This window comes from Dietzia natronolimnaea (genome assembly GCF_002289575.1).
GTDB lineage: Bacteria > Actinomycetota > Actinomycetes > Mycobacteriales > Mycobacteriaceae > Dietzia > Dietzia natronolimnaea_A.
Map to the genome: position 1 here is coordinate 55,094 of NZ_NTGA01000004.1, position 25,192 is coordinate 80,285.

The window sequence follows — 25,192 nt, forward strand, 5'->3', positions numbered from 1 at the left end:
GTGACGAACGTAACACTATCCTGAGTTTCCACGATGTGGGTATGAGGCAGGGGGATTGGTGCTAGCGATCCCGCGTGGAGATACCGACCGAACAGAGGACCGAAGATGTCATCGAAACGTGCACTACACATTCGTGCGGCGGCCGTTGCCGGCGCGGCCCTTCTCGCGGCAACCGGCTCCCCGGCGGTCGCAGGCGCCCAGGAGGGGTCGCTCGACCTCGGGCTGGGACTGAATCTCGAGCTGTTGCTCGGGTCGGCGGGATCCGGAGAAGGGGGGTCCCTCGAGGGTTCGCTCGAGCCCGGTTCCCTCGAGCCCGGTTCCCTCGACCCCGGTTCGCTGGGACAGGGTTCGTTGGATGGCTCCCTTGAGCCGGGTTCCCTGGATCCGGCATCGCTCGCGCCGCTGTCCGCCGGGTCCGACGAGGGTTCGCTCGAGGGTTCGCTGGAGCCCGGATCGCTGGAGCCCGGATCGTTGGAGCCGGGATCGTTGGAGCCGCTGTCGGCGGGTTCGGACGAGGGATCTCTCGAGCCGGGATCCGTCCAGGCTGGTTCGCTCGTGGCGTTGACGGTGCTCCTTGCGCTCGGTTCGGAGGGGGGCGAGGGGTCGCTCGATCCGGCGTCGCTCGCGCCGCTGTCCGCCGGGTCTGACGAGGGTTCGCTCGAGGGGTCCCTTGAGCCGGGTTCGCTGGACGAGGGCTCGTTGGAGGGTTCCCTGGAGCCGGGATCGTTGGAGCCGCTGTCGGCGGGTTCGGACGAGGGATCTCTCGAGCCGGGATCCGTCCAGGCTGGTTCGCTCGTGGCGTTGACGGTGCTCCTTGCGCTCGGTTCGGAGGGGGGCGAGGGGTCGCTCGATCCGGCGTCGCTCGCGCCGCTGTCCGCCGGGTCTGACGAGGGTTCGCTCGAGGGGTCCCTTGAGCCGGGTTCGCTGGACGAGGGCTCGTTGGAGGGTTCCCTGGAGCCCGGGTCCTTGGAGCCCGGATCCTTGGAGCCCGGATCGCTCGAGCCCCTGTCGGCGGGGTCCGAGGCAGGCTCCCTCGAGGGGTCGCTCGAGCTTCCCCTCGCGTCGGTCGCCGGGTCGCTCGCCCCGCTGTCGGTGGGCTCCGAGGCCGGGTCTCTGGAGGGTTCGCTGGAGCCGGGGTCGCTCGATCCCGCCTCACTGGCGCCGCTGTCGGTGGGCTCCGAGGCCGGGTCGCTGGACGGCTCCCTGGAGCCCGGCTCGCTCGACGACGGTTCGGTGGAGGGTTCTCTCCCGATGGGGTCACTGGAGCCGGGTTCCGTGGAAGGCTCGCTCGCCCCGGTCGGATCCCTGACCGCATCCCTGGCCCCGTTGGGTTCGACTGTCGGCTCAGCGGTCGGGTCACTGCCGATCCTGCTGCCCGTCGTCCTCGTCGGTGGGTCGATCGCCGCCGCCCCGATGATCGGGCAGTCGGTCATGGACCTCGGGCTGGTCCTGCCGCCGCTGCCCGGGATGCCCATGGCGCCGCCCGCCCCGGTCGCCGTTCCCGAGGCGCCGCCGGCTCCCGGCCCGACAACCCCCAACGGTCGCGGTGGAGAACCGGGTGCCACGGGCGGCGTGGCGGTGGCCGCGAACGCGGCGATCATCACCACGGGGTCGCTCGGCGACTACGAGGTGGGGCTGCCGGACGGTGTCACCCTGCCCCCGCTGCCCTTCATCCGGTGACCTGACACGCGATCGGCGAACCGAGGCGCGATGCGCCCTGCTCCGAGTGGACCACTCGGAGCGGGGCGCATCGCGATTTCGGGGCCGACTGCACCCGCGACCTGAGAGAAATCTCACAGGGTGGAATCCGTGTCCCACGTCAGTCGGCGTTGATTGACTAAACCCAATTGTGCGGCTAACCCCTTTTCCCCATATTATTTGCGGGCCAGAGCACCACGGTGATCTGAGTGCGGGTGCTCCAGCCACCACGGAGTCCGCCCGTCGACAAACGAAGGCGAGCAGATTATGACGACTCCCGGCCCCAAAGGCTTGTACCGCCCTGAATATGAACACGATTCCTGTGGTGTCGCGTTCGTCGTGGACATGTACGGACGTCAGTCCCGGGACATCGTCGAGAAGGCGATCGCCGCGCTCGTGAACCTCGAGCACCGGGGTGCGGTCGGCGCCGAGGCCAACACCGGTGACGGCACGGGCCTGATGATCCAGGTGCCGGACCGGTTCTTCCGCGAGGTGATGCGCGCGGAGCAGAACCTGGAGCTGCCCGAGGTCGGTGCGTACGCGACCGGGCTGTGTTTCCTCCCCCAGTCCCGGATGCTCGCGATGGACGCCATGCGGTTGGTGGAGCGGATCGCCGCGGAGCAGGGGGTCACCGTCATCGGATGGCGCGAGGTCCCGGTCGACGACTCGACGGTCGGCGCGATCTCCCGCGACGCTCAGCCCACCATCCACCAGATCTTCGTCAAGGCCGCGGGTGCCGACGGGGCCCTGCTCACCGGGCTCGCCCTGGAGCGTAAGTGCTTCGTAGTCCGCAAGCGGTGCGAGCACGAACTCGGATCCAAGGGGCCCGGCAAGGGCGACCTGGGCTCCGAGACCGTGTACTTCCCGTCCCTGAGCCCCCGCACGTTCGTCTACAAGGGCATGCTGACGGAGAAGCAGCTCCCGGACTTCTACCTCGACCTTCAGGACGAGCGCGTCGAGTCCGCCCTGGGAATCGTGCACTCCCGGTTCTCCACCAACACCTTCCCGGCCTGGCCGCTCGCGCACCCGTTCCGCTACGTCGCACACAACGGTGAGATCAACACCGCCCGCGGCAACGAGAACTGGATGCGGGCCCGGGAGTCGCTCATGTCGAGCGAGCACATCGAGGACCTGTCGGCAGCGCTGCCCGTGTGCACCCCGGGCGGATCCGACACCGCGCGGTTCGACGAGGCGCTCGAGTTGCTGACGCTCGCCGGCCGCACTCTCCCCCACGCCGTGATGATGATGGTTCCCGAGGCCTGGGAGCGTCACGAGACCATGGATCCGGCCAAGCGGGCGTTCTACGAGTACCACGCCTCCCTCATGGAGGCCTGGGACGGTCCGGCGTCCATCACGTTCACCGACGGCACCGTCATCGGCGCGGTCCTCGATCGCAACGGGCTTCGCCCCTCCCGGATCTGGGTCACCGACGACGGCCTCGTCGTCATGGCCTCGGAGGTCGGCGTCCTGGACATCCCGCAGGACAAGGTCGTCACCAAGACCCGCCTGCGGCCCGGTCGCATGTTCCTGGTCGACACCGCCGCGGGGCGCATCATCGACGACCAGGAGATCAAGGCGCAGCTGGCCGCGGAGCACCCGTACCAGCAGTGGCTCGACGAGGGCATGGTCCGGCTCACCGACCTTCCGCGGGTCGACCAGGAGATCATGAGCCACGAGCGCGTGGTGCTGCGGCAGCGGGTCTTCGGCTACACCGAGGAGGAGCTGCGCATCCTGGTCTCCCCGATGGCCCGGATCGGGGCCGAGGCGACCGGGTCGATGGGCACCGACACCCCGCTGCCGGTGCTCTCGCAGCGGGCCCGCATGCTGTTCGACTACTTCGCCCAGCGGTTCGCCCAGGTCACCAACCCGCCGCTCGACGCCATCCGCGAGGAGCTCGTCACCAGCTACGGGGTGACGCTCGGGCCCGAGGGCGACCTCATCAACCCCGGTCCGGACTCGTGCCGTCAGATCAAGCTCGACAACCCGATTCTGGGCAACGCCGAGCTCGCCTCACTGCTGGCGGCGGGGGAGGCGCACCCGGGGTTGCGTGCGGTGACCGTGCGCGGGCTCTACAACGTGGCGCACGGCGGCCGGGGTCTGCGGATCGCGCTGGAGCGCATCCGCCGCGAGGTCTCGGACGCGATCGACGACGGGGCCGCGATCATCGTGCTCTCGGACCGGGAGTCCGACGAGCGCAACGCCCCCATCCCGTCGCTGCTGTTGACCTCCGCGGTGCACCACCACCTGGTCCGGGAGAAGACCCGGACGAGGGTCAGCCTGGTGGTGGAGTCGGGTGACGCTCGCGAGGTGCACCACATGGCGGTGCTGTTCGGCTACGGCGCCAACGCCATCAACCCGTACATGGCCTTCGAGTCGATCGACGAACTCGTCAAGACGGGCGACCTCACCGGTATCGACACGGTCGAGGCCTGCGCCAACTACCGCAAGGCGGCCGCCAAGGGCGTGCTCAAGGTGATGTCCAAGATGGGTATCTCCACGCTCGCCTCCTACACGGGCGCCCAGCTGTTCGACGTCACCGGACTGTCGCAGGAGCTGTGTGACGAGTACTTCACCGGCTCGATCAGTCCGATCGACGGGATCGGCCTCGACGAGATCGCCGAGGACGTGGCCCGTCGGCACCGCTTCGCGTTCCTGCCGCGTCCCGAGGAGGCCGCCCACCGCGAGCTCGAGATCGGCGGTGAGTACCAGTGGCGGCGCGAGGGCGAGTACCACCTGTTCAACCCGGACACGGTGTTCAAACTCCAGCACTCCACGCGCTCCGGCCGGTACGAGATCTTCAAGGAGTACACGAGGCTCGTCGACGACCAGTCGGAGCGTCTGGCCACGCTGCGCGGCCTGTTCGAGCTCAAGAGCGACCGCTCGCCGGTGCCCATCGACGAGGTCGAGCCGGTGTCGGAGATCGTCAAGCGGTTCTCCACCGGCGCAATGAGCTACGGTTCCATCTCCGCGGAGGCGCACGAGACCCTCGCGATCGCGATGAACCGCCTGCACGCCCGGTCCAATTCGGGTGAGGGCGGCGAGTCGATCGCGAGGTTCACCCCCGACCCCAACGGGGACTGGCGCCGGTCCGCCATCAAGCAGGTGGCCTCCGGGCGGTTCGGCGTGACCAGCAACTATCTGGCCAACTGCACCGATATCCAGATCAAGATGGCCCAGGGTGCCAAGCCGGGCGAGGGCGGCCAGCTCCCGCCGGGCAAGGTGTACCCGTGGGTGGCCGAGGTCCGTGGCTCCACGCCGGGCGTCGGGTTGATCTCGCCGCCGCCGCACCACGACATCTACTCGATCGAGGACCTGGCGCAGCTGATCTACGACCTGAAGAACGCCAATCCCGAGGCGCGGATCCACGTCAAGCTCGTCGCCGAGCAGGGCGTGGGGACCGTCGCGACGGGTGTGTCCAAGACCCACGCCGACGTGGTGCTGATCTCCGGCCACGACGGCGGCACGGGCGCCTCGCCGCTGACCTCGCTCAAGCATGCGGGTGGGCCGTGGGAGCTGGGGCTCGCAGAGACCCAGCAGACGCTGCTGGTCAACGGGCTACGCGACCGGATCGTCGTGCAGGTGGACGGTCAGCTCAAGACGGGCCGCGACGTGATCGTCGCCGCGCTGCTCGGTGGCGAGGAGTTCGGTTTCGCCACCGCCCCGCTGGTCGTGGCCGGATGCGTCATGATGCGCGTCTGCCACCTCGACACCTGCCCGGTGGGTGTGGCCACCCAGAACCCGGTGCTGCGTGAGCGGTTCAACGGCAAGGCCGAGTACGTGGTGAACTTCATGGAGTTCATCGCGCAGGAGGTCCGCGAGTACCTGGCCGAGCTGGGCTTCCGATCCCTCGACGAGGCGATCGGGCGCTCCGAGTGCCTGGACAAGTCCCGGGCGTTCGCCCACAACAAGCGGGCCGCGAAGCTGGACCTCGAGCCGGTCTTCGCCCAGGCGGACTCCCCCTTCATGCACCAGGACCTGCGCTGCACGAAGCAACAGGACCACAAGTTGGTGGGGGTGCTCGACCGCACGCTCATCGAGGACTTCCGGTCGGTGATCGCCGACCCGTCGACCGGTCCGGGCACCGGTCGGTACCCGATCTGCAACGTCAACCGCTCCGTCGGCACCATGCTCAGCTACGAGATCTCCAAGGCGTACGGTGCTTCGGGCCTGCCCGAGGGGTCGATCGACCTGACCTTCACCGGTTCGGCGGGCAACTCGTTCGGGGCGTTCCTCGCCGCCGGCGTGACCCAGCGGGTGTTCGGTGACGCCAACGACTACGTGGGCAAGGGGTTGTCCGGCGGACGGATCGTGGTCCGGCCCGCACTGGACGCGGCCCCGGACTTCGTGGCGGAGAACAACATCATCGCCGGAAACGTGATCTGCTACGGGGCGACCAGAGGCGAGATCTTCCTGCGGGGGATCGTGGGCGAGCGCTTCTGCGTCCGGAACTCGGGTGTCACCGCCGTGGTCGAGGGCGTGGGTGACCACGCCTGCGAGTACATGACGGGCGGTCAGGTGGTGGTGCTCGGGTCGACCGGTCGCAACGTGGCGGCCGGGATGTCGGGAGGTGTCGCGTACTTCTACGACCCGGACGGTCAGCTGCCCGCCAACCTCAACGACGAACTCGTCGAGATCGAGCAGCTGCTGACAGAGGACGTCGAGTTCCTGCACCGCATCGTCGAGCAGCACGCCGCCGAGACCGACTCGGCCCGCGCCCGGGAGATCCTGTCCGGGTGGGCGCAGAACGTGAATCACTTCGCCAAGGTCATGCCGCGCGACTACAAGCGCGTGCTGCTCGCCATCGAGCAGGCGGAGAAGGACGGACGCAACGTGGACGAGGCGATCATGGAGGCCGCAAATGGCTGACCCCAAGGGCTTTCTCAAGCACACCGAACGCGAGCTCCCCGCGCGCCGCCCGGTGGACCTGCGAATCATGGACTGGAAGGAGGTCTACGAGTCGACGACCCTCCCGGAAGACGACCTGAAGACCCAGGCCAGTCGCTGCATGAGCTGCGGCGTCCCGTTCTGCCACCAGGGGTGCCCGCTCGGCAACATCATCCCGGAGTGGAACGACCTCGTGCACCGCGGACGGTGGGACGCGGCCGTGGACCGTCTGCACGCGACCAACAACTTCCCCGAGTTCACGGGTCGACTCTGTCCGGCCCCATGCGAGGGTTCCTGCGTCCTGGGGATCAACCAGCCACCGGTGACGATCAAGCAGGTCGAGGTGGAGATCGCCGAGAAGGCGTGGGAAGACGGCGACATGGAGCCGGTGATCCCCTCCTTCCGTACCGGACAGTCGGTGGCGATCGTGGGGTCCGGACCCGCAGGGCTGGCGGCCGCACAGCAGCTCACCCGCGCCGGGCACTCGGTCACGGTCTTCGAGCGCGATGACCGCATCGGTGGTCTCATGCGCTACGGGATCCCCGAGTTCAAGATGGAGAAGGAGATCATCGACCGTCGCCTCGCCCAGATGGAGGCGGAGGGCACGGTCTTCCGCCCCGGCGTCAACGTGGGCAAGGACATCACCGCCTCGCAGCTGCGCGCCGAGTTCGACGCGGTCGTCCTCTGCGGCGGCGCGACCATGCGCCGAGACCTCCCGGTCCCGGGACGGGAGCTCGACGGGATCCACCAGGCGATGGACTACCTGCCGCTGGCCAACAAGGCCGCTGTCGGCGATCCGGTCGTGGACGCCGACGGGCTGCCCGAGATCCATGCACGCGACAAGCATGTGATCATCATCGGCGGTGGCGACACCGGCGCCGACTGTCTCGGGACGGCCACCCGCCAGGGCGCGAAGTCGGTCAAGAGCTTCGAGATCATGCCCAAGCCTCCCGCGACCCGAGCCGCCTCGACCCCTTGGCCCGTCTACCCGCTGATGTTCCGGACGGCGTCGGCGCACGAGGAGAACGGCGAGCGGGTCTACAGTGTCTCGACCGCCGAGTTCCTCGGCGAGGGCGGCCATGTGACCGCGCTCAAGGGGTCCGAGGTGAAGATGGTCGACGGGCGTTTCGAAGCGGTGCCCGGCACCGACTTCGAGTACCCGGCGGATCTCGTCCTGCTGGCGATGGGGTTCACGGGGGCGCAGAAGTCGGGGTTGTGCTCCGACCTCGGGGTGGATTTCAGCGACCGGGGCAATGTGGACCGGGATGAGAAGTACTCGACCAACGTCGACGGGGTGTTCGTCGCCGGCGACATGGGGCGCGGCCAGTCGCTGATCGTGTGGGCGATCGCCGAGGGGCGCGCCGCGGCGGCCTCGGTCGATCGCTTCCTGATGGGGGAGACGGCCCTGCCGTCTCCCGTGCGACCCACGGACGTCGCTCAGCGCTGACCAGGGGATGCGCGGTCGGGGCCGCACAGCGGGGTATCGTTTTGCCTTAATAGAACCTAAGATGTGAGGCACTTCGCTCCAGGCCGCCCCGGCCGCCGTCACGGAAGGCATACATGGTCCGCCGTCGCCCTGCCGCCGTGTCCGGTGCCGTGTTCCTCCCACTGGTCGCCGCCTTTCTCGTGGCGCTGGGCCTGTCGCTGGTCATGGTCGGCGGTCCCGTGGCCTCCGCACAGGGGACCGGCTCCGGCGCGCGCGTCGAGGTGACCGATCTGCCCGTGCTCAGCGAACTCCCGCCCCTCCCGGTGGAAGGGGATTCACCGGCGCCGGAGGATGAGTCGGACTCGTCCCCTCTGGGGATCTCCGGCGTACAGACCGTGGCGCTGGGTCTGGCCGCCGCAGTGCTCGTCGCCGGCGGGATGGGCCTGGCCCTGGTGACGCGGCGCGGCCGAGTGGTGCTGCCGGAGGAGCAGGCCCCGCCCACCGGTCCTGCCCCGTGACGGCGGGGCCGATAGGCTCGGCGGTATGAGTCGCCATATCGCAGGACGGGGACGGACCTCGCGGGTGACACCTCCGGCCGGTCCGCCAGTGGACGACGTCGAGTGTGATCTGAGCAGCAAGCTCACCCTGGGCCAGTTCCTCAAACTGGCGTCCCTGCTCGACTCCGGAGCGGAGGCCAAGGACGCTGTCGCGTCCGGCGCGGTCACCGTCAACGGGGACGTCGACGAGCGTCGGGGTCGAGGGCTGGTCGATGGCGACGTGGTGGCGTACGGGGCTCGAGCGGCCCGCGTGGTCGCCCGTGACGGACAGGGGAGAGACCAGTGACCGAGATGACGTCCGGTGCCGCGCCGGCCCCGGTGGTGTTGCACGACGACGACCCCGGGGCCCGCCGCTACGCGGGGTGGTTGGCGGAGGAGTTCGAGACCCGTAGCACCCATTACGATTCAGTGGACCCCGCCGAGCTCGTGGTGGCCGGGACGGTCGTGCTCGTGACGGGCATGCGTCCTGGCGGTGGTCTGGGTGGGTCGGGGTTCATCAAGGACAATTGGGAGGCTCTGGTGGAGGCCGGTCGACGGGTCGCCGTCGTCATGGTGGGTCCCACCCCGGTCACCGATGACGCCCGGATCGACCTGATGTCCAGCGAGTTCTCCGCCGACCAGCTCCGCGCCCTCAAGTTGTTCCAGTTGCGCGGCGTGGTGACCCCTGACCAACTCGGATTCCGCCAGCGTCTGGGGGTCAAGACTGCGCTGGCGGCGCTGCGCCGGAAGGCGGACCGCACCCCCGAGGAGGAGTCGATGCTCGAACTGGGCGGGCTGGACCTCACGGACCGCCTGACTCTCGGTCCGCTCCTGCGGTGGATCAGACGCGAGGCGTGAACCGCCAGGGCGCCCGACGCTCGCATTGTGATACCCGTTACACTTCGTGAGTACGCCCCCACGCCCGGGTGGGGTGCCTACCCGGAGGTTCCCTGACATGCGCACCACCATGATCGCCGCGGCCTCGTCCGCCCTGATGACGGCCGCCCTGGTCGTCGGCGCCGGATCGGCGGCGGCGGCGCCGGATGAACCGACGGAGCCGTTCTGCGTGTGGATCCAGACGCAGAACGGCCTGCGCTGCATGTCGGTCGATCCGGCGACCATCGACGCGCTGGGGAGCCTGGGCTACGGCTCGTTCGGCACCGGTTCGCTGATGGACCTGCTGTCGACGATCATCAACACCGGTTCTGTCGTCCTGTCCGTGGACGTGCCCAACTCGACCGGCTCGTACGCGCCCGGGTCGCTGGGCAGCTACGGTCCGGAGGCCTCGATCGGCGAGCTCGCCGTCGGCTCCATCGGGTCCCTCGCGGGGGCGTCCTAGTGGCGGTCGGTGCGGGTCAGCGCACCACGATCCCGTCGGAATCCGCGTAGAGCATCTCGCCGGGGACGAACTCGACCCCGCCGAAGCTCACCGTCACGTCGCGATCCCCGGCTCCGGTCTTCGACGATTTCCGCGGATTGGTCCCGAGGGCCTTGCACCCGAAGTCCATCCCACCGATGACCGCCGAGTCGCGGATCGCCCCGTGCACCACCACCCCGGCCCAGCCGTTGGACCGTCCGAGCTCGGCGATGAGGTCTCCGACGAGTGCGGTGTGCACGCTGGCGTCACCGTCGATCACCAGAACCCGGCCGTGTCCGGGTTCGCCCAGGACACTCTTGAGCAGTGCGTTGTCCTGGAAGCACCGGACGGTGGAGATCGGCCCGAAGAACTCGGTGCGCCCACCGAGGTCGAGGAACTGGGTGTCGCAACTCCGCACACCCTCCCCGATCTCGTCGACGAGGTCGGCGGTGGGGACGAATCCGCTGGGGGTGTCGGTCATGGCTGGCCCTCCTGGTCTCGTGTCGAGTTCCCTTCACGCTATCCCGCGACCACGGCCCGGGAGACCTCGGCCGTGGGGGACAATGGCACCTGACGGTGTCACCGAGATCCCCCGAGACGGAGGAGGACCGATTCGTGGCCAAGTACGAACTCCTGATCCACGCCCGCCGCGCCGTGGTCGACGGACGCATCCAGCAGGCCGCTGTGACGGTGGACGGAGGGGTGATCTCCTCCGTGCGCACGGGGTCCGAGGCTCGCGACGTCGGGTTGGCGGGTGACCACACCGTCGATCTCGGCGACGACGTCGTGCTGATGCCCGGTCTGGTCGACCCTCATGTGAGCACCGAGGACGTCGCGGTGGGGACCCGCTCGGCCGCCCTCGGGGGGATCACCTCGGTGGTCGACTACGGCACGAACGGCGACCCGGCGGCCACCACCGTGGAGCAGGTCGACCGCTGGCACGAGGCCGTGGCCGGGGAGTCCTTCGTCGACGTGGGGTTGTGGGGTGCCGCGGTGCCCGACAACCTGGGTCGGCTCGGCGCCCTGCTGGACAGGGGGGTCTTCGGCATCTCCGCGGTGGCGGAGGGCAAGGGTGTCGCGGGGGCCCCAACTCTGACCGGCCGGGAGCTGGTGGCGGCAGCGGAAGAGGTGGCCGGTCACGGCGGCCTGTTCGCGGCGGATGCCGGCATCGGGGACCTTACCGCCCTGCTGGACGTCTGTCGCGGGACCGGCGGCAGCCTGCATCTGCGGTCCGTCGCCGACCCCGAGGAGGTGCCGATCCTGCGCGCGGCGAAGTCGGAGGGCCTTCGGGTCACCGCCTCCACCAGCCCGCACCTGCTCGCCCTGGTCTCCGAGGTCACCCACGGCGGGGCCGCCGCCGCCGAGCTGGACCCCCCGATCCGGGACGCCGCCAGCCGCGAACTTCTCTGGGACGCACTGCGCGACGGCACGATCGACGCGATCGCCTCCGCCCGGCTCGGGCTGTCGGTCGTGTGGACGGAAGCACGGCGGAGGGGGTGCGATCTCGCGGACGTGGCGTGCTGGATGTCCGGGAGGACGGCCGCGATCGTCGGACTCAAGGACCGGGGTGAGATCCGGACGGGTCTGCGGGCCGACTTCACGGCCGTCGCCGACGACGAGGCGTTCGTCGTCCTCCCCGGGGCCCGCGAGCTCGGATCGACCGACTCGGTGTACGCCCAGAGGGCACTGGCGGGAGTGGTGCGCTGGACCATGACCGACGGTCGCGTCGTCGATCCCCGATCCCTCGCCAGGGGCGCCGTCCTGTCCCGGCGCGGCACATGAACCCCGTAGTCGAGGGACTGGCCTTCCTCCCGTTCCCGGCTGGTGTGACCTCGGCCCTGCTCATCACCGAGTACGCGCTGAAGATCCTGGCCCTGGGGATGGTCCCGGAAAACCGGCAACCGGCGTCCTCGCAGGCCTGGCTGCTGGTGATCCTGTTCATCCCGATTGTCGGGGTGCCGTTGTTCCTGCTGCTGGGCAACCCGTACATCACCGGGCGACGACACATCATCCAGGCGGAGGCCAACAGGCTCTACGAGGAGGCCCTCGAGGACCAGCCGACGGTCCCGGACGCGGTGCGGGTGGATCCCGGTGTGCGGACCATCCTCGAGATGAACCGCACGCTCACCTCGATCCCCTGCATGTCAGGTGATTTCGTGGCGCTGCACTCGGACTACTCCGCGTCGCTGGCGGCGATGACGGCGGCGGTGCGGTCCGCTCGTGACCACGTGCACATCGAGTTCTACGCCCAGTCCTGGGACGACGAGACCGACGAGTTCTTCGCCGCCGCCGTCGAGGCCGCGGAGCGGGGGGTGGCGGTCCGGGTGCTGGTCGATCACCTCGGTTCGCTGAGGTACCGGGGATTCGCGCTGCTCCGCCGGCGTCTGCGCCGCACGCCGGTCGAGGTCCACCTCATGCTGCCGATCAACCCGTTCGTGGGCAGGTTCCGACGGCCTGACCTGCGGAACCACCGTAAGATGCTCATCGTCGACGGAGACCGCGGATTCATCGGCTCCCAGAACCTCATCGCCCGGAACTACGGCAGTCCCCGCAACGCCCGGTTGGGCCGGGAGTGGGTGGACCTCATGATGGAGGTCCGGGGGGAGATCGTCCGCGCGATGGACGGGGTCTTCCTCGTGGACTGGTACTCCGAGTGCGGGGAGGTCATCGGCACCCTCGAGGAACTGTCCCGGGGACTACCGGTGGCGGCCGGACGTCTTGCGGGCGACCCGACCGCCGGCGACCCGGTCAGCGCCTTCCAGCTCGTCCCGTCCGGGCCCGGATACCGCACGCAACCCAACCTGCGCATGTTCACCCAGCTCATCGGTCAGGCCGAGCATCGGATCAGGATCGTCAGTCCGTACTTCGTCCCGGACGAGGCGCTGCTCCACGCCGTGACGTCGGCGGCATTCCGGGGTGTCGACGTGGAATTGTTCGTTCCCGAACACGCCGACCAGTTCCTGGTCCACCACGCCCAGCGGTCCTACTTCCGTGCGCTGCTCGAGGCCGGGGTCCGGATTAACAGGTTTCGCTCGCCCGCGGTGTTGCACACCAAGATGCTGCTTATCGACGATTTCACCGGGGTGGTGGGGTCGAGCAACATGGACCAGCGGTCGTTCAACCTGAACTTCGAGATCAGCCTGCTGGTCCTCGGCGGAGAGGCGGTGGCCGAGATGAACGAGGCGGTGGACGCCTACCTCGAGGACAGCACTCCTCTCGACCTGGAGACCTGGCAGCGCCGACCCTGGCCGGGGCGCTACGTGGACAACGTCGCGCGACTGAGTTCGGCGCTCCAGTAGACCTGGTGACCGTCCGGTCGCACGCTCGCCCCGGGTGTCTCCGCCTGGGCGGCCGGCCCCGCGAGGCACCCGGCCCAGGGGACCGGCCCTGTAGTAGTACGCTTTGCGTGCGTGGGCCGAAGGGCCCTGTTCGTGACGAGAGGCCAGCACACATGCCCCAGAACAGTGTTTCCGGACTCCGGGCACGGCGCATCGGCGCGGTCGTCGCCGCGACCGCACTGGCGTCCGTCGGGATCCCGGCCACGGCCCTGGGGCAGGAGACCTCGGGTTCCGATTCCTCGGTGCCCACCCAGACCGGCAACAGCAGCGTCGACGGCCTCATCGGATTGATCCCCGACGAGATCGTGATCGGGAACCCCGGCGTCGGGGCGGGATCCGAGGGGCTACGGGATCTCGGGAGCGGCATCGTGCCGGACACCGCACTGTCCGTGGGGCAGGTCCTGGGATCTGTGGCGCCCCTCGAGGCGCTAGGGTCGGCGGGCGGGTCCGCGGCCGCCTCCGTGGCGTCCTCGGGCAGTCTGCCCGGTTCGGTGTACGTGAATCCGACCGGATCGCTCGGGTCGGGCACCATCGGACTCGGATCGCTGTCCATACCCGAGTACCTCTTCCCGGTCCTGAGCGTGCAGCTGGCCGGCGGGTACTTCGCCGCAATGGCCGAGCGCCAGGAGGCCGGAGAGCTCTATCCGCACGAGCTGTCGTTCTGGCACGACGTGGTGCTGGGGTCGGCCGAGGCGGGCGGTGTCCTGGAGGACGCCGCGGCCGAGGCCGGGACCGAGCTGCCCGGCGGACTGGCCGGGAGCATCGACGCCGTCCAGCGCTCCGCGCTGCAGGATCCCGTCGAGGAGAACGAGCGGCGACGGGCCATCGCCGAGGCCGCCGCGGAGGCGGAGGCAACCGACGGTGGCCAGGCCACTGATCAGGCGGGGGACGGCGACGAGGCTGTGGCCGACGACGAGGCTGTGGCCGAGGGGCTCACCGACGGCCGGGAACCCGCCGCGGGTATGCCCCCGTTGACCGACGCAGCAGTGATGGCCGAGCCCACGATCCACCACCACGCGGCGGGGGTCGCCCGGGTTTCGGGGGACCAGGCCCCGGGTGCCGGACCTCAGGCCGAGGGCCCTGCGACTCTGGCCGCCACCGGCGCCGAGACGACGGCGATCGCCGGCCTGGCGACGGTGAGCCTGCTCGTGGGCGCGCTGTTGCTGGCGGGGTCGAGGCGCCGCGGCTGAGCCGCGAGATCGGACCTGCGGCTGAGCCGCGAGATCGGACCTGCGGCTGAGCCGCGAGTTCGGTCCGGTGGTGGTTCTCAGCCCCTCGTCATCGACCTGCGGCCATCTCCTCGCACCGCGCCCACAGCGCTTCCGCGACCGCGCGGTCGTGCGACGCACGGGTGGATTCCACGATCTTCGGGTAGCCACTCAGTTCGCCGAACCCGTCAGGGCCCACGTACGCGCCACCGGGTACGGAGGGGACGGTGGCCGCGTACAGCTGGGGCAGGGCTCCGCGTTCGGCGGGCTGGACGAGGAACGGGATCTTCTCCGCGACCCGCATCGCCAGGTCCTGGACTCGGCTGCCGCTGCGGTACTGGAGGTTGGTGGCCGAGTACCCGGGGTGCGCGGCCACGGCCTTGAGGGTTGATCCCGTGGCGTCGAACCGGCGCTGCTGCTCGTAGGCGAGCATGACGCAGGCCAGCTTGGTGGCCGCGTAGACCCCCATCGGCGAGTACTTCTTGCGGGTCCAGTCGAGATCGGCCGGGTCCACCGTGCCCCGCTTGTGCATCATCGAACCCAGCCACACCACCCGGTCGGTGAGTACCGGCACGAGTTGTTCGGTGAGTGCGAAGTGTCCGAGCACGTTCACCCCGAACTGCATCTCGTGGCCCTGGGCCGTGCGGGACGGCGGGATGTTCATGAGTCCGGCGTTGTTGATCAGGACGTCGGGCCGATGGTCTGCCAGAATCCGCCCGGCGGAATGGACCGAGTCCAGGTCGGCCAGGTCGAGCTGCACGACCTCGCCACGATCGGGGTGGGCCAGTCCGGCCCGCGCGGCCTCGGCGCGGCTGGTGTCCCGGCACGCCATCAGGACCCGGGCGCCCGCCGCGGTGAGCGCTCGGGTGGACTCGAGCCCGAGGCCGGCGTTGGCGCCGGTGATGACGAAGGTCCGGCCCGTCTGGTCGGGGATGTCTGCTGTGGTCCATCGACTGGTCATGCGCCCAGGCTACGCACGCCCGGTCGGGTGCCGACCGGCGTCCGTGCGTAGCCTGCGGGTCAGTCCCACGTGGCGGCGTCGGGGTCCACGCCGTGCGCGCGGGCATCGGCCTCGACGGCGGCCTCGAGCCATTCGGTCAGGCCCGGCTCGAGCGAGTCGTACGTCTCGCTGAAACGCGGGTCCTGCCGGTACATGCGCGCCAGCAGTACCTGCATCGACCGCGAACAGTCGTAGAACGTCGTGATCGACGCCCGATGCCGCTCGACCAACTCGGCGGCCCGGGGCGAGGCCGGGTCGACGCCGGCCCGTTTCGCGGCGGCCAGGTCGGCGTTCAGCGCGTCCGTCTCCGCCTTGACCCGTCGCCAGTCCTCCTTCGACATCCCCTCGGTCCGCTGCTGCGACTGCTCCCACTGCGGGGTGTCGCCCCACCGTTGCTCGGCCTCGGCCGGCCAGTCCTCGTTCCAGTCGGTACCGAAGATCTCGGCACGATCCGAGGGGGTCAGTGGTGTGTTCACTGCGATCGCCTCCTTCAGGCGGTCTACTGCGGAGACCATCTCCTGCAGGTGAGAGATCCGCTCGAGGAGCAGCTCGCGCTGCCGGGACAGCTGGGCCCCTCGTCGACATCGGGGTCGTCGAGCAGCACACCGATCTGGGCCAGCGGGAGGCCCAGTTCGCGGTAGACCAGTATCCGGTGGATGCGCGCGACGTCGTCGTCGTCGTACACCCGGTAGTCCGACCACGTCCGACCGCTCGCCGGCGCCAGCCCGATCCGGTCCCAGTGGTGCAGGGTCCGGACGCTCACGCCCACGAGTTAGGCGACCGCGCCCACGGTGAGGCCCTCGCTCCTCGTCATTGCTCCAGCATCTCTCACATCGACCACCCTGGGCCCTGACGCGATGTCAGGGTCAAGGGCCGGTCGGTACCGCGAGGGCTTACCCGTCGGTAATATCGGGGTATGAGCCGACCCACATCACGTGTCTACGACCGACTGCGCGACCTCGTCGCGATCCCCGAGTTCCGCGCCGATCCGTCGAGTCGGGAGTCGACGGTGATCGAGGAGGTCTTCACGGGACAGCCGCTCGCCGAGATCCCGGTGGGGACCGCCGACGACGTGGTGGCCGCGGTCGGACGGGCCCGGGCCGCCCAGGTCGCGTGGGCCGAGCGCGATCCCGCGGATCGCGTCGCCGTGCTCAAGCGGTTCGCGTCCCTGGTCATGAGCAACCGCGATCAGCTCATGGACATCGTCCAGGCGGAGACCGGCAAGAGCCGGGCCTCGGCCCAGGAGGAGGTGCTGGACTGCCTCATCACCGCACGTCACTACGCCCGGACGGCCCCGGCGTTGCTCGCCCCCAAGCGGGTCCAGGGCATGCTCCCGGGCCTGACCAAGGCCGTGGTCCGGCGCCACCCCAAGGGTGTCGTGGGCGTGATCGCGCCGTGGAACTACCCGCTCAACCTCGCCGCCACCGACGCGCTGGCGGCACTGGCCGCGGGTAACGCCGTGGTGATCAAGCCCGCCTCCATCACGCCGTTCTGTGCACTCGCCGCGGCGGACATGTTGTACCGCGCAGGCCTGCCCCGGGATCTGTTCCAGGTGGTCCCCGGGTCGGGCCGCACCGTGGGTGGGGCGATCGTGGAGAACGTGGATTACCTCATGTTCACCGGCTCCACCGCCACGGGCCGGACGCTCGGTCGCCAGTGCGGCGAGCGTCTGATCGGGTTCTCCGCCGAACTCGGTGGCAAGAACGCCATGATCGTCGCGGAGGGCGCCGACCTCGACGAGGTCGCCGAGGTGGCCACGCGAGCCTTCTTCTCCAACTCCGGTCAGCTCTGCATCTCCGTGGAGCGGGTGTACGTGGAGAAGTCCGTCGCTCCCCAGCTCGTCGAGAAGCTCACCGCGCGCGTCCAGTCCATGAGCGTGGGCCCCGGGTACGACTTCGAGGCGGAGATGGGCAGCCTGATCTCCCGCGACCAGCTGGAGACCGTGACCGCCCACGTCGACGACGCCGTGGCCAAGGGGGCCCGCGTCCTGGCCGGTGGCCGTCCCCGTCCGGACCTCGGTCCTCTCTTCTACGAGCCGACTCTCCTGGCCGACGTGCCCGAGGACGCCACCTGCTTCGGTGAGGAGACGTTCGGACCTGTCGTGTCGATCTACCCGGTCGACTCGGTGGACGAGGCGGTGGCCAAGGCCAACGACACCGAGTACGGGCTCAACTCCTCGGTCTTCGCCGCGTCCGACGCGGAGGGCGAGGCGATCGCCGCCCGCCTGCGCACCGGCACCGTCAACGTCGGAGAGGGGTACGTGGCCGGTTGGGGCTCGGTCGCGGGCCCGATGGGCGGCATGGGCGCCTCAGGGGTCGGTCGTCGACACGGCGACGAGGGCCTGCTCAAGTACACCGAGGCCCAGACCATCGCGACCCAGCGCGTCATGCACCTCGGTGGGCCGCCCTTCCTCCCCCGCAAGCAGTGGCACGCATTCCTCGCCCCGGCGACCAACGCGATGCGTTTCCTGCCCGGGCGCTAGGCGTCAGTTCAGCCGGGCCGCCCGTCAGCGTCCGCGGCGCAGCAGCACGACGGCCCCGCCGATCAGCAGGACCGCCAGTCCGGCGACGACCCACAGTGCCGGGTTGACGCCGGTCGTGGCCTCGCCTGACGTCTCGTCGGCGATCTGGTTCCCGGCGGGGTCGGCCCGGTCGTCGGCCTCGCCTGCCGGGTCGCCGGTGGCACCCGCCGCGGACCGCACGGTGAACACGGACGAGCCGGTCACCACGTGCCCGTCCGCAGAGGTCACCCGGTAGCCGACGGTGTACGCGCCGTCCGGCAGGTCATCGACCTCCGCGGTGACGGTCTCGCCCTCCACGGTGGGCTCTCCCACGACCAGATTGGTCCGGTCGTCGCCGGTGGTGACGGCGACCGAGGCGAACATCTGGTTGATCTCCTCGTTGAACGTCAGGGCGACCTGGTCGGGCGAGGTGTCGAGAGTCGCCCCGTCCTGTGGATCGACGGCGACGAGGACCGAGTGCGCCGCGGCCACCGGGGCGAGGACGGTGGCGGGAACCGCCGCGCCACCGGCGATCACGGCGGCGGCGAGCGCTGTGGAAGCCAGCGCTGTAGAGGTCACGCGGGTCCGGATCGCGGTCACGGGGCCACGCCGAGGCGGGCGAGGACATCCTTGTTGACCCGGTCGAGCTCCCCGGAGATGGCGGAGTGCACCTCGCGGCGCTGCGAGGTCGGAGTGGTCTCGGCGGTCTCGACGGCCGTCCTCAGATCCTTGAGGCGGGAGCGGGTGGAGGTGATGAAGTCCTCGACCTGTCGGTCGCCCCGGCGGTCCAGCTCGAGCTGGTCGAGGGTCTGCTCCAGTCGGACGATGCGGGCACCGAGAGCGGCCCCCGGGCCGGTGGCGTCGATCCCCGCGGCCTTGAGGTCCACCGCACCGGCCCCGGCGGACCTGTCGGAACCCTGCGCGTTGGAGACGAGCTTGTAGACCATCGGCAGCAACACCGGTGTGGCGACCTTGGCCAGGCTCAGCCACCGCTGGACGTCCTCCTTGCCGAGCTTGGTGCCCTCGAGCTTCTTCAGCTCCATCTCCGCGAGTTGGTACTCATGCTTCCGGCCCGCCGCCTCGATCTTCTCGGCCGCCTTCCGGTCCTTCGCAAGGAACTTGGCCTCCCGCTTGATCGTGGCCCGTTCCTGCTTGGCCAGGGTCTTCTCCGCCTTGCGGTCCCTCCTGGACGCCTTCTGGGCCAGCGCGTCCTGCCGCTTGGCGCGCTTGGCCTCCCGCTTGGCCTTACGGTCCGCGTTCTTGCCCGCCAGCTTCGCGCGCTTCCTCGCCTCGGCGAGCTCGACGCGATGCGCCTCCTTGGCCTTGTGCCGGGTCTCCTTGGCGGCCAGCTTGGCCTCGGTCATGGCGGTGGCCTTGAGCGCGGCGGCGTGGGCGCGGAGTTCGGCGCGCTTGTCGCGGTAGGTCGTCAGCTTGCCCATGGGCGTCGATCCTTCTCTCGTCGCGAACATCAGGTCCCCAGCCTAGGCGAACGGGCCACCGGTGAGCACCGGACCGGTGTCCGCGCGCGGCGTGGGCCATGATGGACGTCGATGGATGGAGCCCGGAACGGATCGAGCGGGGGCCCCGGCGGTGCGGTGGCGGGACCGGCCTCGGGGTCCAGGTGTCTGCACCGCGTGGCTCGTGAGCGGGACGCCGGCCCCGCCTGGTGGCGGGCGGCCCCTCTCGACGAGGGTGTGCGCCTGCGGGCGATGGCGGCCGCAGATCGCCGCGCCGGACTGCGCGAGCGGGCGCTGCGAAGTGCACGTCCCGACGCGCTGGTGGTGGACGTGGTGGGGGACCACTGGACCGATCTGCCGGGCGACGTCCCGGGTGACGACGACGAGTCGGTCACCCGCCAGGCTCTGGCGGGCGGGGCGGCACTGGTGTGGGGTGCCGCCCTGCCCGCCGACCGCGGCACGGGGAGGGCCGGCCTGCGCTGCACGCTCGCGGCGGTGCCGGGCGGAGGCTACGTCCCCGTCCTGGTGGTGAACCACAAGGTCGTGGACCCGCGGCGGAGCCGACGGTCGTCGGGGGCGGTGGTGACCCGCCTGCTCGACTGGGACCCGGCTCCTGATCCGACGCTGCGACTGCGCCGCCACCCGGCGGACCTCGACCGCCTCGTCCACGCGTGGCACCTCCTCGAGGCGCTGGGGTACGCGGCATCGCACCCGGTCGGGGCCGTGTTGGGACTGGGCTCCGCGCGCGCGGTGGTCCACGAGCTCGACCCGGTCCTGGCCGCGGCCGACCGGAACCACGCGACGCGGCTGGCGGTCCTCCGGGGTGAGGTCGACACGGCGCCGAGTCGGGTCGGTGAGTGCCGTACCTGCCCGTGGTGGGAGGGCTGGGACGACCGGGGCACTCTCGTGGCGGGGTGCCGCGACCGGTTGGTCGTCGCCGATGACGTGAGCCTGGTGGTGGGCGGAGGGCAGGTCGGACCGGTCCGTGCGGCCGGCGTCCGCACGGTGGCGGAGCTCGCCGAGGCCGGGCCGGAGCGCCCGCCGGACTGGAACGGCGAACCGTTCTCCGACGCCGTCCTGCGGGCCCGAGCGCACCGGGACGGCGAGGTCGTCGTCCCCAAAGTGGCCCGACCGACCATCCCGCGCGCGGACATCGAGGTGGACGTGGACCTGGAGAGCCACCTGGACGACGGCGCCTACCTGTGGGGGACCCTGCTCACCCTGCGGGACGGGCGCCGCCTCGAGGCCGAGGGATACCGTCCGTTCGCGACCTGGGCCCGACTGCCGGACCCGGACGAGGGACGCTCGTTCGCGGAGTTCTGGCGTTGGCTCACCGGCATCCGGGACAGGGCCGAGGGGCAGGGGCGCACCTTCCGCGCCTACTGCTATTTCAGATCCGCCGAGAACGGCTGGATGCTCTCGACCGCCACCCGGTTCGGGCCGGAGGGCACGGTGGCCGAGGTCAGGGGCGTGCCCTCGGTGGCCGAGGTGCGCGGGTTCCTCTCCTCCCCCCAGTGGGTCGACGTCCACGAGGCGGTGGCCACGCAGTTCGTCTCCACCTCCGGACTCGGACTCAAGGTGGTGGCGCCGGTCGCCGGGTTCCGATGGCGCGACCCGGACGCCGGGGGAGAGGCGTCGATCGGGTGGTACCGGGACGCGCAGGCCTCGCGGGGGGTCGAGCGGGAGAGGGGCCGGGAGCGCATCATGGCCTACAACGAGGACGACGTCCGGGCGACGAGGGCTGTGCGGGAGTGGATTTCGCGCGGAATCTAACCGATTTCTCACTGAGAGAGTGCTGTTGCTTACCTTAACTTCAGGGATATGGTGGGAAAGAAGGGAAAAAGTTAACGACGCTCCCCGCCGTCTGTGACTTGTCCCGGAAGTCCGCCCTCACGGGGTGTCCCGTCGCGAACCCACGCGGATACCGCGCCATACAAGGAGAAGAACCCATGACGTTCTCGATCCGTAGGGCCGCTGCCGTCGCAGCCGCCTCCGCCCTCGCCCTGACCGCAGCCACAGGAGTCGCCGCCGCCCAGGAGGGCACCGGAAGCCTGTCCGCCGACAGCCTCGGTGCCGACAGTCTGGGTGACCTCAGCAGTGGGAGCGAAGGCATCGGCGACTCGCTGGGCGAGGGCTCGCTCCCGCAGAACCTCGGTTCGCTCATCCTCGAGGGCAACGCCACCGGGGAGGGCTCCATCGATACTTCGGGTTCCGCCCTGCTCGGTGAGCCGACTACCGGTTCCCTGGCGCCGTTGACCTCATCCTTGGCCGGTGCTAATGGTTCGGTTAACGTGCTCAACCCCGGGGACGGAGCCGGATCGGTGGACACCAGCGGTTCCGCACTCCTGGGCGAGCCGACCACGGGCTCCCTCGCCCCAATCTACGCACCCATCGCCGGCTCACTGGGGATCGGCGACGGTGCCACCCTGGTGCTCGGTTCCGACGCCGGTTCCCTGCCGGGTGCGGGCTCGCTCGGTCCGCTGGTGCTCGTGGGCGGGTCTGCAGCCCTCGGCGCGGGGATTTACTTCGCGCCGCAGATCCACCAGGCCCTCACCGACGCCGGGATCGCCCTCCCGCCGCTGCCCCCGCTCCCGTGGGCCCCGGCAGTGCCCGAGCAGGCCGCCCCGGCGCCCGCTCCCCAGGCTCCGGGTCCGGACACCCCGAACGGTCGCGGCTGACCGGTCGGCGTTACCGCCGGACCTCCGCACCATGGCACTGAGGCCCGCCCCCTGACCAGGGGGCGGGCCTCAGTCGTGTCTCTGCGGTCAGACCACCGCGGTGCCTGGAGATCAGCGCGGCGCCATGCGCAGCGCGCCGTCCATGCGGAAGCTCTCGCCGTTGAGGTAGTCCTGGTCGACGATCGCGTTCGCCAGCTTGGCGTAGTCCGAGGGGCGGCCGAGCCGCGAGGGGAACGGGATGGAGGCCTCGAGGGTCTTCTGGAACTCCTCGGTCAGGCCCCGCAGCATCGGGGTCTCGATGGTGCCCGGCGCGATGGTGTTGACCCGGATACCGAACTGGGCGAGGTCGCGGGCTGCACAGATGCCCATCGAGTACACGCCGCCCTTGGACGCGGCGTAGGCGATCTGGCCCACCTGGCCCTCGTACGCGGCGACGGAGGCGGTGTTGATGATCACGCCGCGCTGGCCGTCCTCGTCCACGGTGTCCTGGGTGGACATCGCCTCGGCGGCGAGCCGCAGCACGTTGAACGTGCCGACGAGGTTGACCGAGATGCAGGTCTGGAACAGGTCCAGGGCGTGCACGCCCTTCTTGGAGACGATGCGGGCGGCCGGGGCGATGCCCGCGCAGTTGACCACGACGCGCAGTGGGGCGGCCTCGGTGGCCTTGGCGATGGCGGCCTTGACGTCGTCCTCGCTGGTGACGTCGGCGGCGAGGAGGGTGATCCCCTCATCGATGCCCTGCTCGACGGCCTTGTCGATGGACTGCTGCAGGTCGAGGCCAAAGACGATCGCCCCCTTCTCGGCGAACGAACGGGCGGTGGCGTTGCCCAGGCCGGAGGCGGCGCCGGTGACGATGACGGAAGCACCCTTGATGTCCACGGGCGATGTCCTTTCTCTCTAGGAGGCCAGCACTAGGAGGTGCAAGCACTTACCGGCCCAGTGTTCCAGAACCGTGATCAGCGCACGTCGAAGGCCGGGCTCTCCCCCCGCACGGGGAAGAGTCGACCGTCGAGACCGCGACCCGAGGCGGTGTACACCACCCGGTACTCGCCGGCCGGGGTGCCCGGTGGGATGTCCCAGGTGATGAGGGCGTTGGTCACCGTGAGCAGCCCCTCGAACACGATCATGGTGGACCAGTCGCCGTCGTCGTGGACCCGGATCCACCGACCGCCGTCCCGGCGCTCCACGGCGAGGTAGGTGGCACCCCGCCGCAGGTCGGAGTTGGGGTTCGTGCCGCAGAACCGCACCGTGACCCGCTGACCCGTCCGATAGGCGGGCAGGGGAGGGTCCAGCACGTCCCCGAAGTTCCGGAGCGGCGCCGGGGTGTCGACGAGCGGGTTACCCAGCGGGGAGACGGGGATCTGCCCGGTGAGGTCCCGCTCGGAGGTCCCCGGGTCCAGAGGTGTCCCGGACCGCATCGACCGGGCGAGATCGGCGGCCACCTGTTGGATGGCGGGCAGTGTCCACGGTCCGAACGCGGTGGCGCCGCCCTCGTAGTTCTGGGCCGAGTACTCCTCCGGGGTCGTGACGTAGTGCCCGTAGGCGTTGGAGTACCCCTGAACGGTGACGTGGTCCTCGGGGACGGCGAGCTCGGCAGCCAGTGTCCGGCGCAGTCGCAGACCCGCCACGACGGTCGGTTCGAAACCGAGGCTGAACAGATAGTGCCCGCCCAGCCGGACGAGGTGGAACGGGTAGACGCGCTGGATGGCGTGCGGCACCAGGCCGACCGGCAGGAGTATGTCCTTGGCGCCGTGCGCCTCCCGCAGCCAGGCGGGGATCACGACCTCGGAGACGGCTCTGACCGCGGGGTTCCCACCCCGGTCCCCTTCGGTGAAGGGCAGCTCCTCCGCGCCCCCTCCGTCCTCCTGGCTGCCGGCGGCGAACGCCGCGCCGAGTGCTGCGACTGCGGTTCGATGTGTGCGACCGTCCCCGGTGAACTCCGGCCGCACGTCGACCATCGACATATCGACCCATTGGTGACGGACGTCGATGCCGCCCCCGAGCGGGCGGACGTTCCGGCCCACCTGGTCGCGGGCGGCGGCGAACTGCCGTTCACCGTTGATACGGGTGTTGAGCCACTCGTCCGGAGTCGGCCCCCGCCCGGGCTGGAGGTCGAGGTTGGGGCTCACGTCGCCGGGGTTCGTCTGGGCGAACGCGGTCACCAGGGCCGGGGTTCCTCCGGCCAGATAGTCCTGCCCCGCGGCCTCGCGCTCCCAGAACCAGGCGGCGTACCCCTTGTTGTCTGACGAGGAGAGTCTGTTGGACGTGGTCATGGAGGTGGCGTGTGAGGCGAACCAGTTGATCACCCCGACCAGACTCCCGTCCCGGGTGACCTGCAGAGACTGCGACCGGGGGTCGATTCCGGTGGGGAACTGGGCACGCTCCTCGGCGGGGTCCCGCTCGAACGACCCGCGGGAGCGGTTGACGCCGGCGTCGTGCAGGTGGCCCGTCGTGACCCCGACGCTGGACGGCGCGAGGTCGTGATGCGCCATGCGGACCGCGTCGACTATCCCTGCGCAGTTGGCGTCGAAGGTGACGGGCCGGAACCCGAGCATCGAGAGGTCGACCATGGGGTGACCCGACGTCCCACCGGGGGCGGAATGGGTGTGTGTGGCCGTGATGACCACATTTCCCTCGTGGTAGGTGTCGCCGAACTCGGCGGCGAGGCGTCGGAGGACCTCCTGCTGGATGGACTGGAAGACCAGCCCGATCTCGGCGGTGACGTGGAGGAACCTGGGAGACGACGGCGAGTCGGCAAAGATGAACGCACGTGCTCGCTGACGCAGGTGCAGCCCCACGGAGTGCTGCTCGGTGTCGGCGTAACCGTTCATCCCCGCCCCGAGGGACTCCCCGGTCATGTCGCCGATGCCCCGGCCCACGTACATCCGGGTGGCCTGCGCGGAGGCGACCGCGGGGAGGACGGAGTGGAGGGCGACGACCCCCCCGAGGGCCGCGGCCCCGCCGAGGACGGTGCGGCGCCCGACCCCGTGGTGCTGTTCCCCGTTGCGCATGGAGACGTGGCGTGACATCGACATCGGGCTCCCGGGTCCGCGGTGTGCAGGTGACGTTGGTCACCTCTAGTGCGGTCAGACTACCCAACTGGACACTTG

19 protein-coding genes and 1 pseudogene are annotated in these 25,192 nt (G+C 70.1%); 13 read left to right on the forward strand and 7 right to left on the reverse strand.

All coding sequences use genetic code 11. The features are described 5' to 3' along the window. Positions 1-105 precede the first annotated feature (105 nt). The 7 genes from CEY15_RS01835 (at position 106) to CEY15_RS01865 (ending at position 9,883) form a co-directional block, all read left to right on the forward strand. Complete coding sequence (locus CEY15_RS01835; RefSeq protein WP_095717036.1) at positions 106-1,680, forward strand: hypothetical protein; 1,575 nt, start codon at positions 106-108, stop codon at positions 1,678-1,680. Positions 1,681-1,962: 282 nt separating this feature from the next. After that, positions 1,963-6,564 (forward strand): glutamate synthase large subunit, encoded by a 4,602-nt coding sequence (gene gltB, locus CEY15_RS01840; RefSeq protein ID WP_095717037.1) that lies wholly within the window; start codon positions 1,963-1,965, stop codon positions 6,562-6,564. Continuing rightward, positions 6,557-8,029, forward strand: coding sequence for a glutamate synthase subunit beta (locus tag CEY15_RS01845; RefSeq protein WP_095717038.1), 1,473 nt, complete (start codon positions 6,557-6,559; stop codon positions 8,027-8,029). The genes gltB and CEY15_RS01845 overlap by 8 nt, the downstream gene beginning before the upstream one ends. Positions 8,030-8,142: 113 nt before the next feature. Then, positions 8,143-8,526 carry a hypothetical protein gene (locus tag CEY15_RS01850; RefSeq protein ID WP_095717039.1) on the forward strand — a complete coding sequence of 128 codons (384 nt, stop codon included), beginning with the start codon at positions 8,143-8,145 and terminating at the stop codon, positions 8,524-8,526. 88 nt (positions 8,527-8,614) lie between these two features. After that, positions 8,615-8,851, forward strand: a complete 237-nt coding sequence (locus tag CEY15_RS01855) for an RNA-binding S4 domain-containing protein (protein WP_095717040.1) — start codon at positions 8,615-8,617, stop codon at positions 8,849-8,851. Between the two features lie 5 nt (positions 8,852-8,856). Next, complete coding sequence (locus tag CEY15_RS01860; protein ID WP_031265004.1) at positions 8,857-9,402, forward strand: hypothetical protein; 546 nt, start codon at positions 8,857-8,859, stop codon at positions 9,400-9,402. A 97-nt stretch (positions 9,403-9,499) separates the two neighbouring features. Continuing rightward, a complete protein-coding gene (locus CEY15_RS01865; RefSeq protein WP_095717041.1) occupies positions 9,500-9,883 on the forward strand; it encodes a hypothetical protein in 384 nt (127 codons plus the stop codon). 16 nt (positions 9,884-9,899) lie between these two features. Here the strand turns inward: CEY15_RS01865 and rraA are convergent, their stop codons facing one another. Continuing rightward, on the reverse strand, positions 9,900-10,382 hold the full coding sequence (gene rraA / locus CEY15_RS01870; protein ID WP_095717042.1) for a ribonuclease E activity regulator RraA: 483 nt from the start codon (positions 10,380-10,382) through the stop codon (positions 9,900-9,902). Between the two features lie 134 nt (positions 10,383-10,516). Between rraA and CEY15_RS01875 the strand changes: the two genes are divergently transcribed. The 3 genes from CEY15_RS01875 (at position 10,517) to CEY15_RS01885 (ending at position 14,429) form a co-directional block, all read left to right on the forward strand. Then, the gene (locus tag CEY15_RS01875; RefSeq protein ID WP_176474986.1) at positions 10,517-11,683 is read left to right on the forward strand and encodes an amidohydrolase family protein; all 1,167 of its coding nucleotides are present in this window, start codon (positions 10,517-10,519) and stop codon (positions 11,681-11,683) included. After that, positions 11,680-13,200, forward strand: coding sequence for a cardiolipin synthase (gene cls, locus CEY15_RS01880; RefSeq protein ID WP_095717044.1), 1,521 nt, complete (start codon positions 11,680-11,682; stop codon positions 13,198-13,200). Before CEY15_RS01875 ends, cls begins: the two co-directional genes overlap by 4 nt. Before the next feature lie 152 nt (positions 13,201-13,352). Beyond that, positions 13,353-14,429 (forward strand): hypothetical protein, encoded by a 1,077-nt coding sequence (locus CEY15_RS01885; protein ID WP_095717045.1) that lies wholly within the window; start codon positions 13,353-13,355, stop codon positions 14,427-14,429. Between the two features lie 88 nt (positions 14,430-14,517). Here the strand turns inward: CEY15_RS01885 and CEY15_RS01890 are convergent, their stop codons facing one another. Both CEY15_RS01890 and CEY15_RS01895 read right to left on the reverse strand, forming a co-directional pair. Further along, entirely contained in the window at positions 14,518-15,408 is an 891-nt protein-coding gene (locus CEY15_RS01890; protein ID WP_095717046.1) for an oxidoreductase, read from the reverse strand. A 59-nt stretch (positions 15,409-15,467) separates the two neighbouring features. Then, positions 15,468-16,216 (reverse strand): annotated as a pseudogene (locus CEY15_RS01895) (MerR family transcriptional regulator). A 147-nt stretch (positions 16,217-16,363) separates the two neighbouring features. Between CEY15_RS01895 and CEY15_RS01900 the strand changes: the two are divergent. Beyond that, complete coding sequence (locus tag CEY15_RS01900) at positions 16,364-17,929, forward strand: succinic semialdehyde dehydrogenase (RefSeq protein ID WP_095717047.1); 1,566 nt, start codon at positions 16,364-16,366, stop codon at positions 17,927-17,929. A 24-nt stretch (positions 17,930-17,953) separates the two neighbouring features. Here CEY15_RS01900 and CEY15_RS01905 read toward each other — a convergent pair whose 3' ends face one another. Next, on the reverse strand, positions 17,954-18,526 hold the full coding sequence (locus tag CEY15_RS01905; protein WP_245847112.1) for a copper resistance CopC family protein: 573 nt from the start codon (positions 18,524-18,526) through the stop codon (positions 17,954-17,956). A 17-nt stretch (positions 18,527-18,543) separates the two neighbouring features. After that, positions 18,544-19,386 (reverse strand): DUF6474 family protein, encoded by an 843-nt coding sequence (locus CEY15_RS01910; RefSeq protein ID WP_095717049.1) that lies wholly within the window; start codon positions 19,384-19,386, stop codon positions 18,544-18,546. 195 nt (positions 19,387-19,581) lie between these two features. Between CEY15_RS01910 and CEY15_RS01915 the strand changes: the two genes are divergently transcribed. After that, positions 19,582-21,177 carry a TM0106 family RecB-like putative nuclease gene (locus CEY15_RS01915; RefSeq protein ID WP_245847115.1) on the forward strand — a complete coding sequence of 532 codons (1,596 nt, stop codon included), beginning with the start codon at positions 19,582-19,584 and terminating at the stop codon, positions 21,175-21,177. A gap of 176 nt (positions 21,178-21,353) precedes the next feature. Continuing rightward, entirely contained in the window at positions 21,354-22,082 is a 729-nt protein-coding gene (locus tag CEY15_RS18370; protein ID WP_095717051.1) for a hypothetical protein, read from the forward strand. A 111-nt stretch (positions 22,083-22,193) separates the two neighbouring features. On the opposite strand, the gene CEY15_RS01925 is transcribed toward CEY15_RS18370, so the two are convergent. Then, the gene (locus CEY15_RS01925; protein ID WP_095717052.1) at positions 22,194-22,961 is read right to left on the reverse strand and encodes an SDR family NAD(P)-dependent oxidoreductase; all 768 of its coding nucleotides are present in this window, start codon (positions 22,959-22,961) and stop codon (positions 22,194-22,196) included. 77 nt (positions 22,962-23,038) lie between these two features. Next, entirely contained in the window at positions 23,039-25,117 is a 2,079-nt protein-coding gene (locus tag CEY15_RS01930; protein ID WP_095717053.1) for a neutral/alkaline non-lysosomal ceramidase N-terminal domain-containing protein, read from the reverse strand. Between the last annotated feature and the right edge of the window lie 75 nt (positions 25,118-25,192).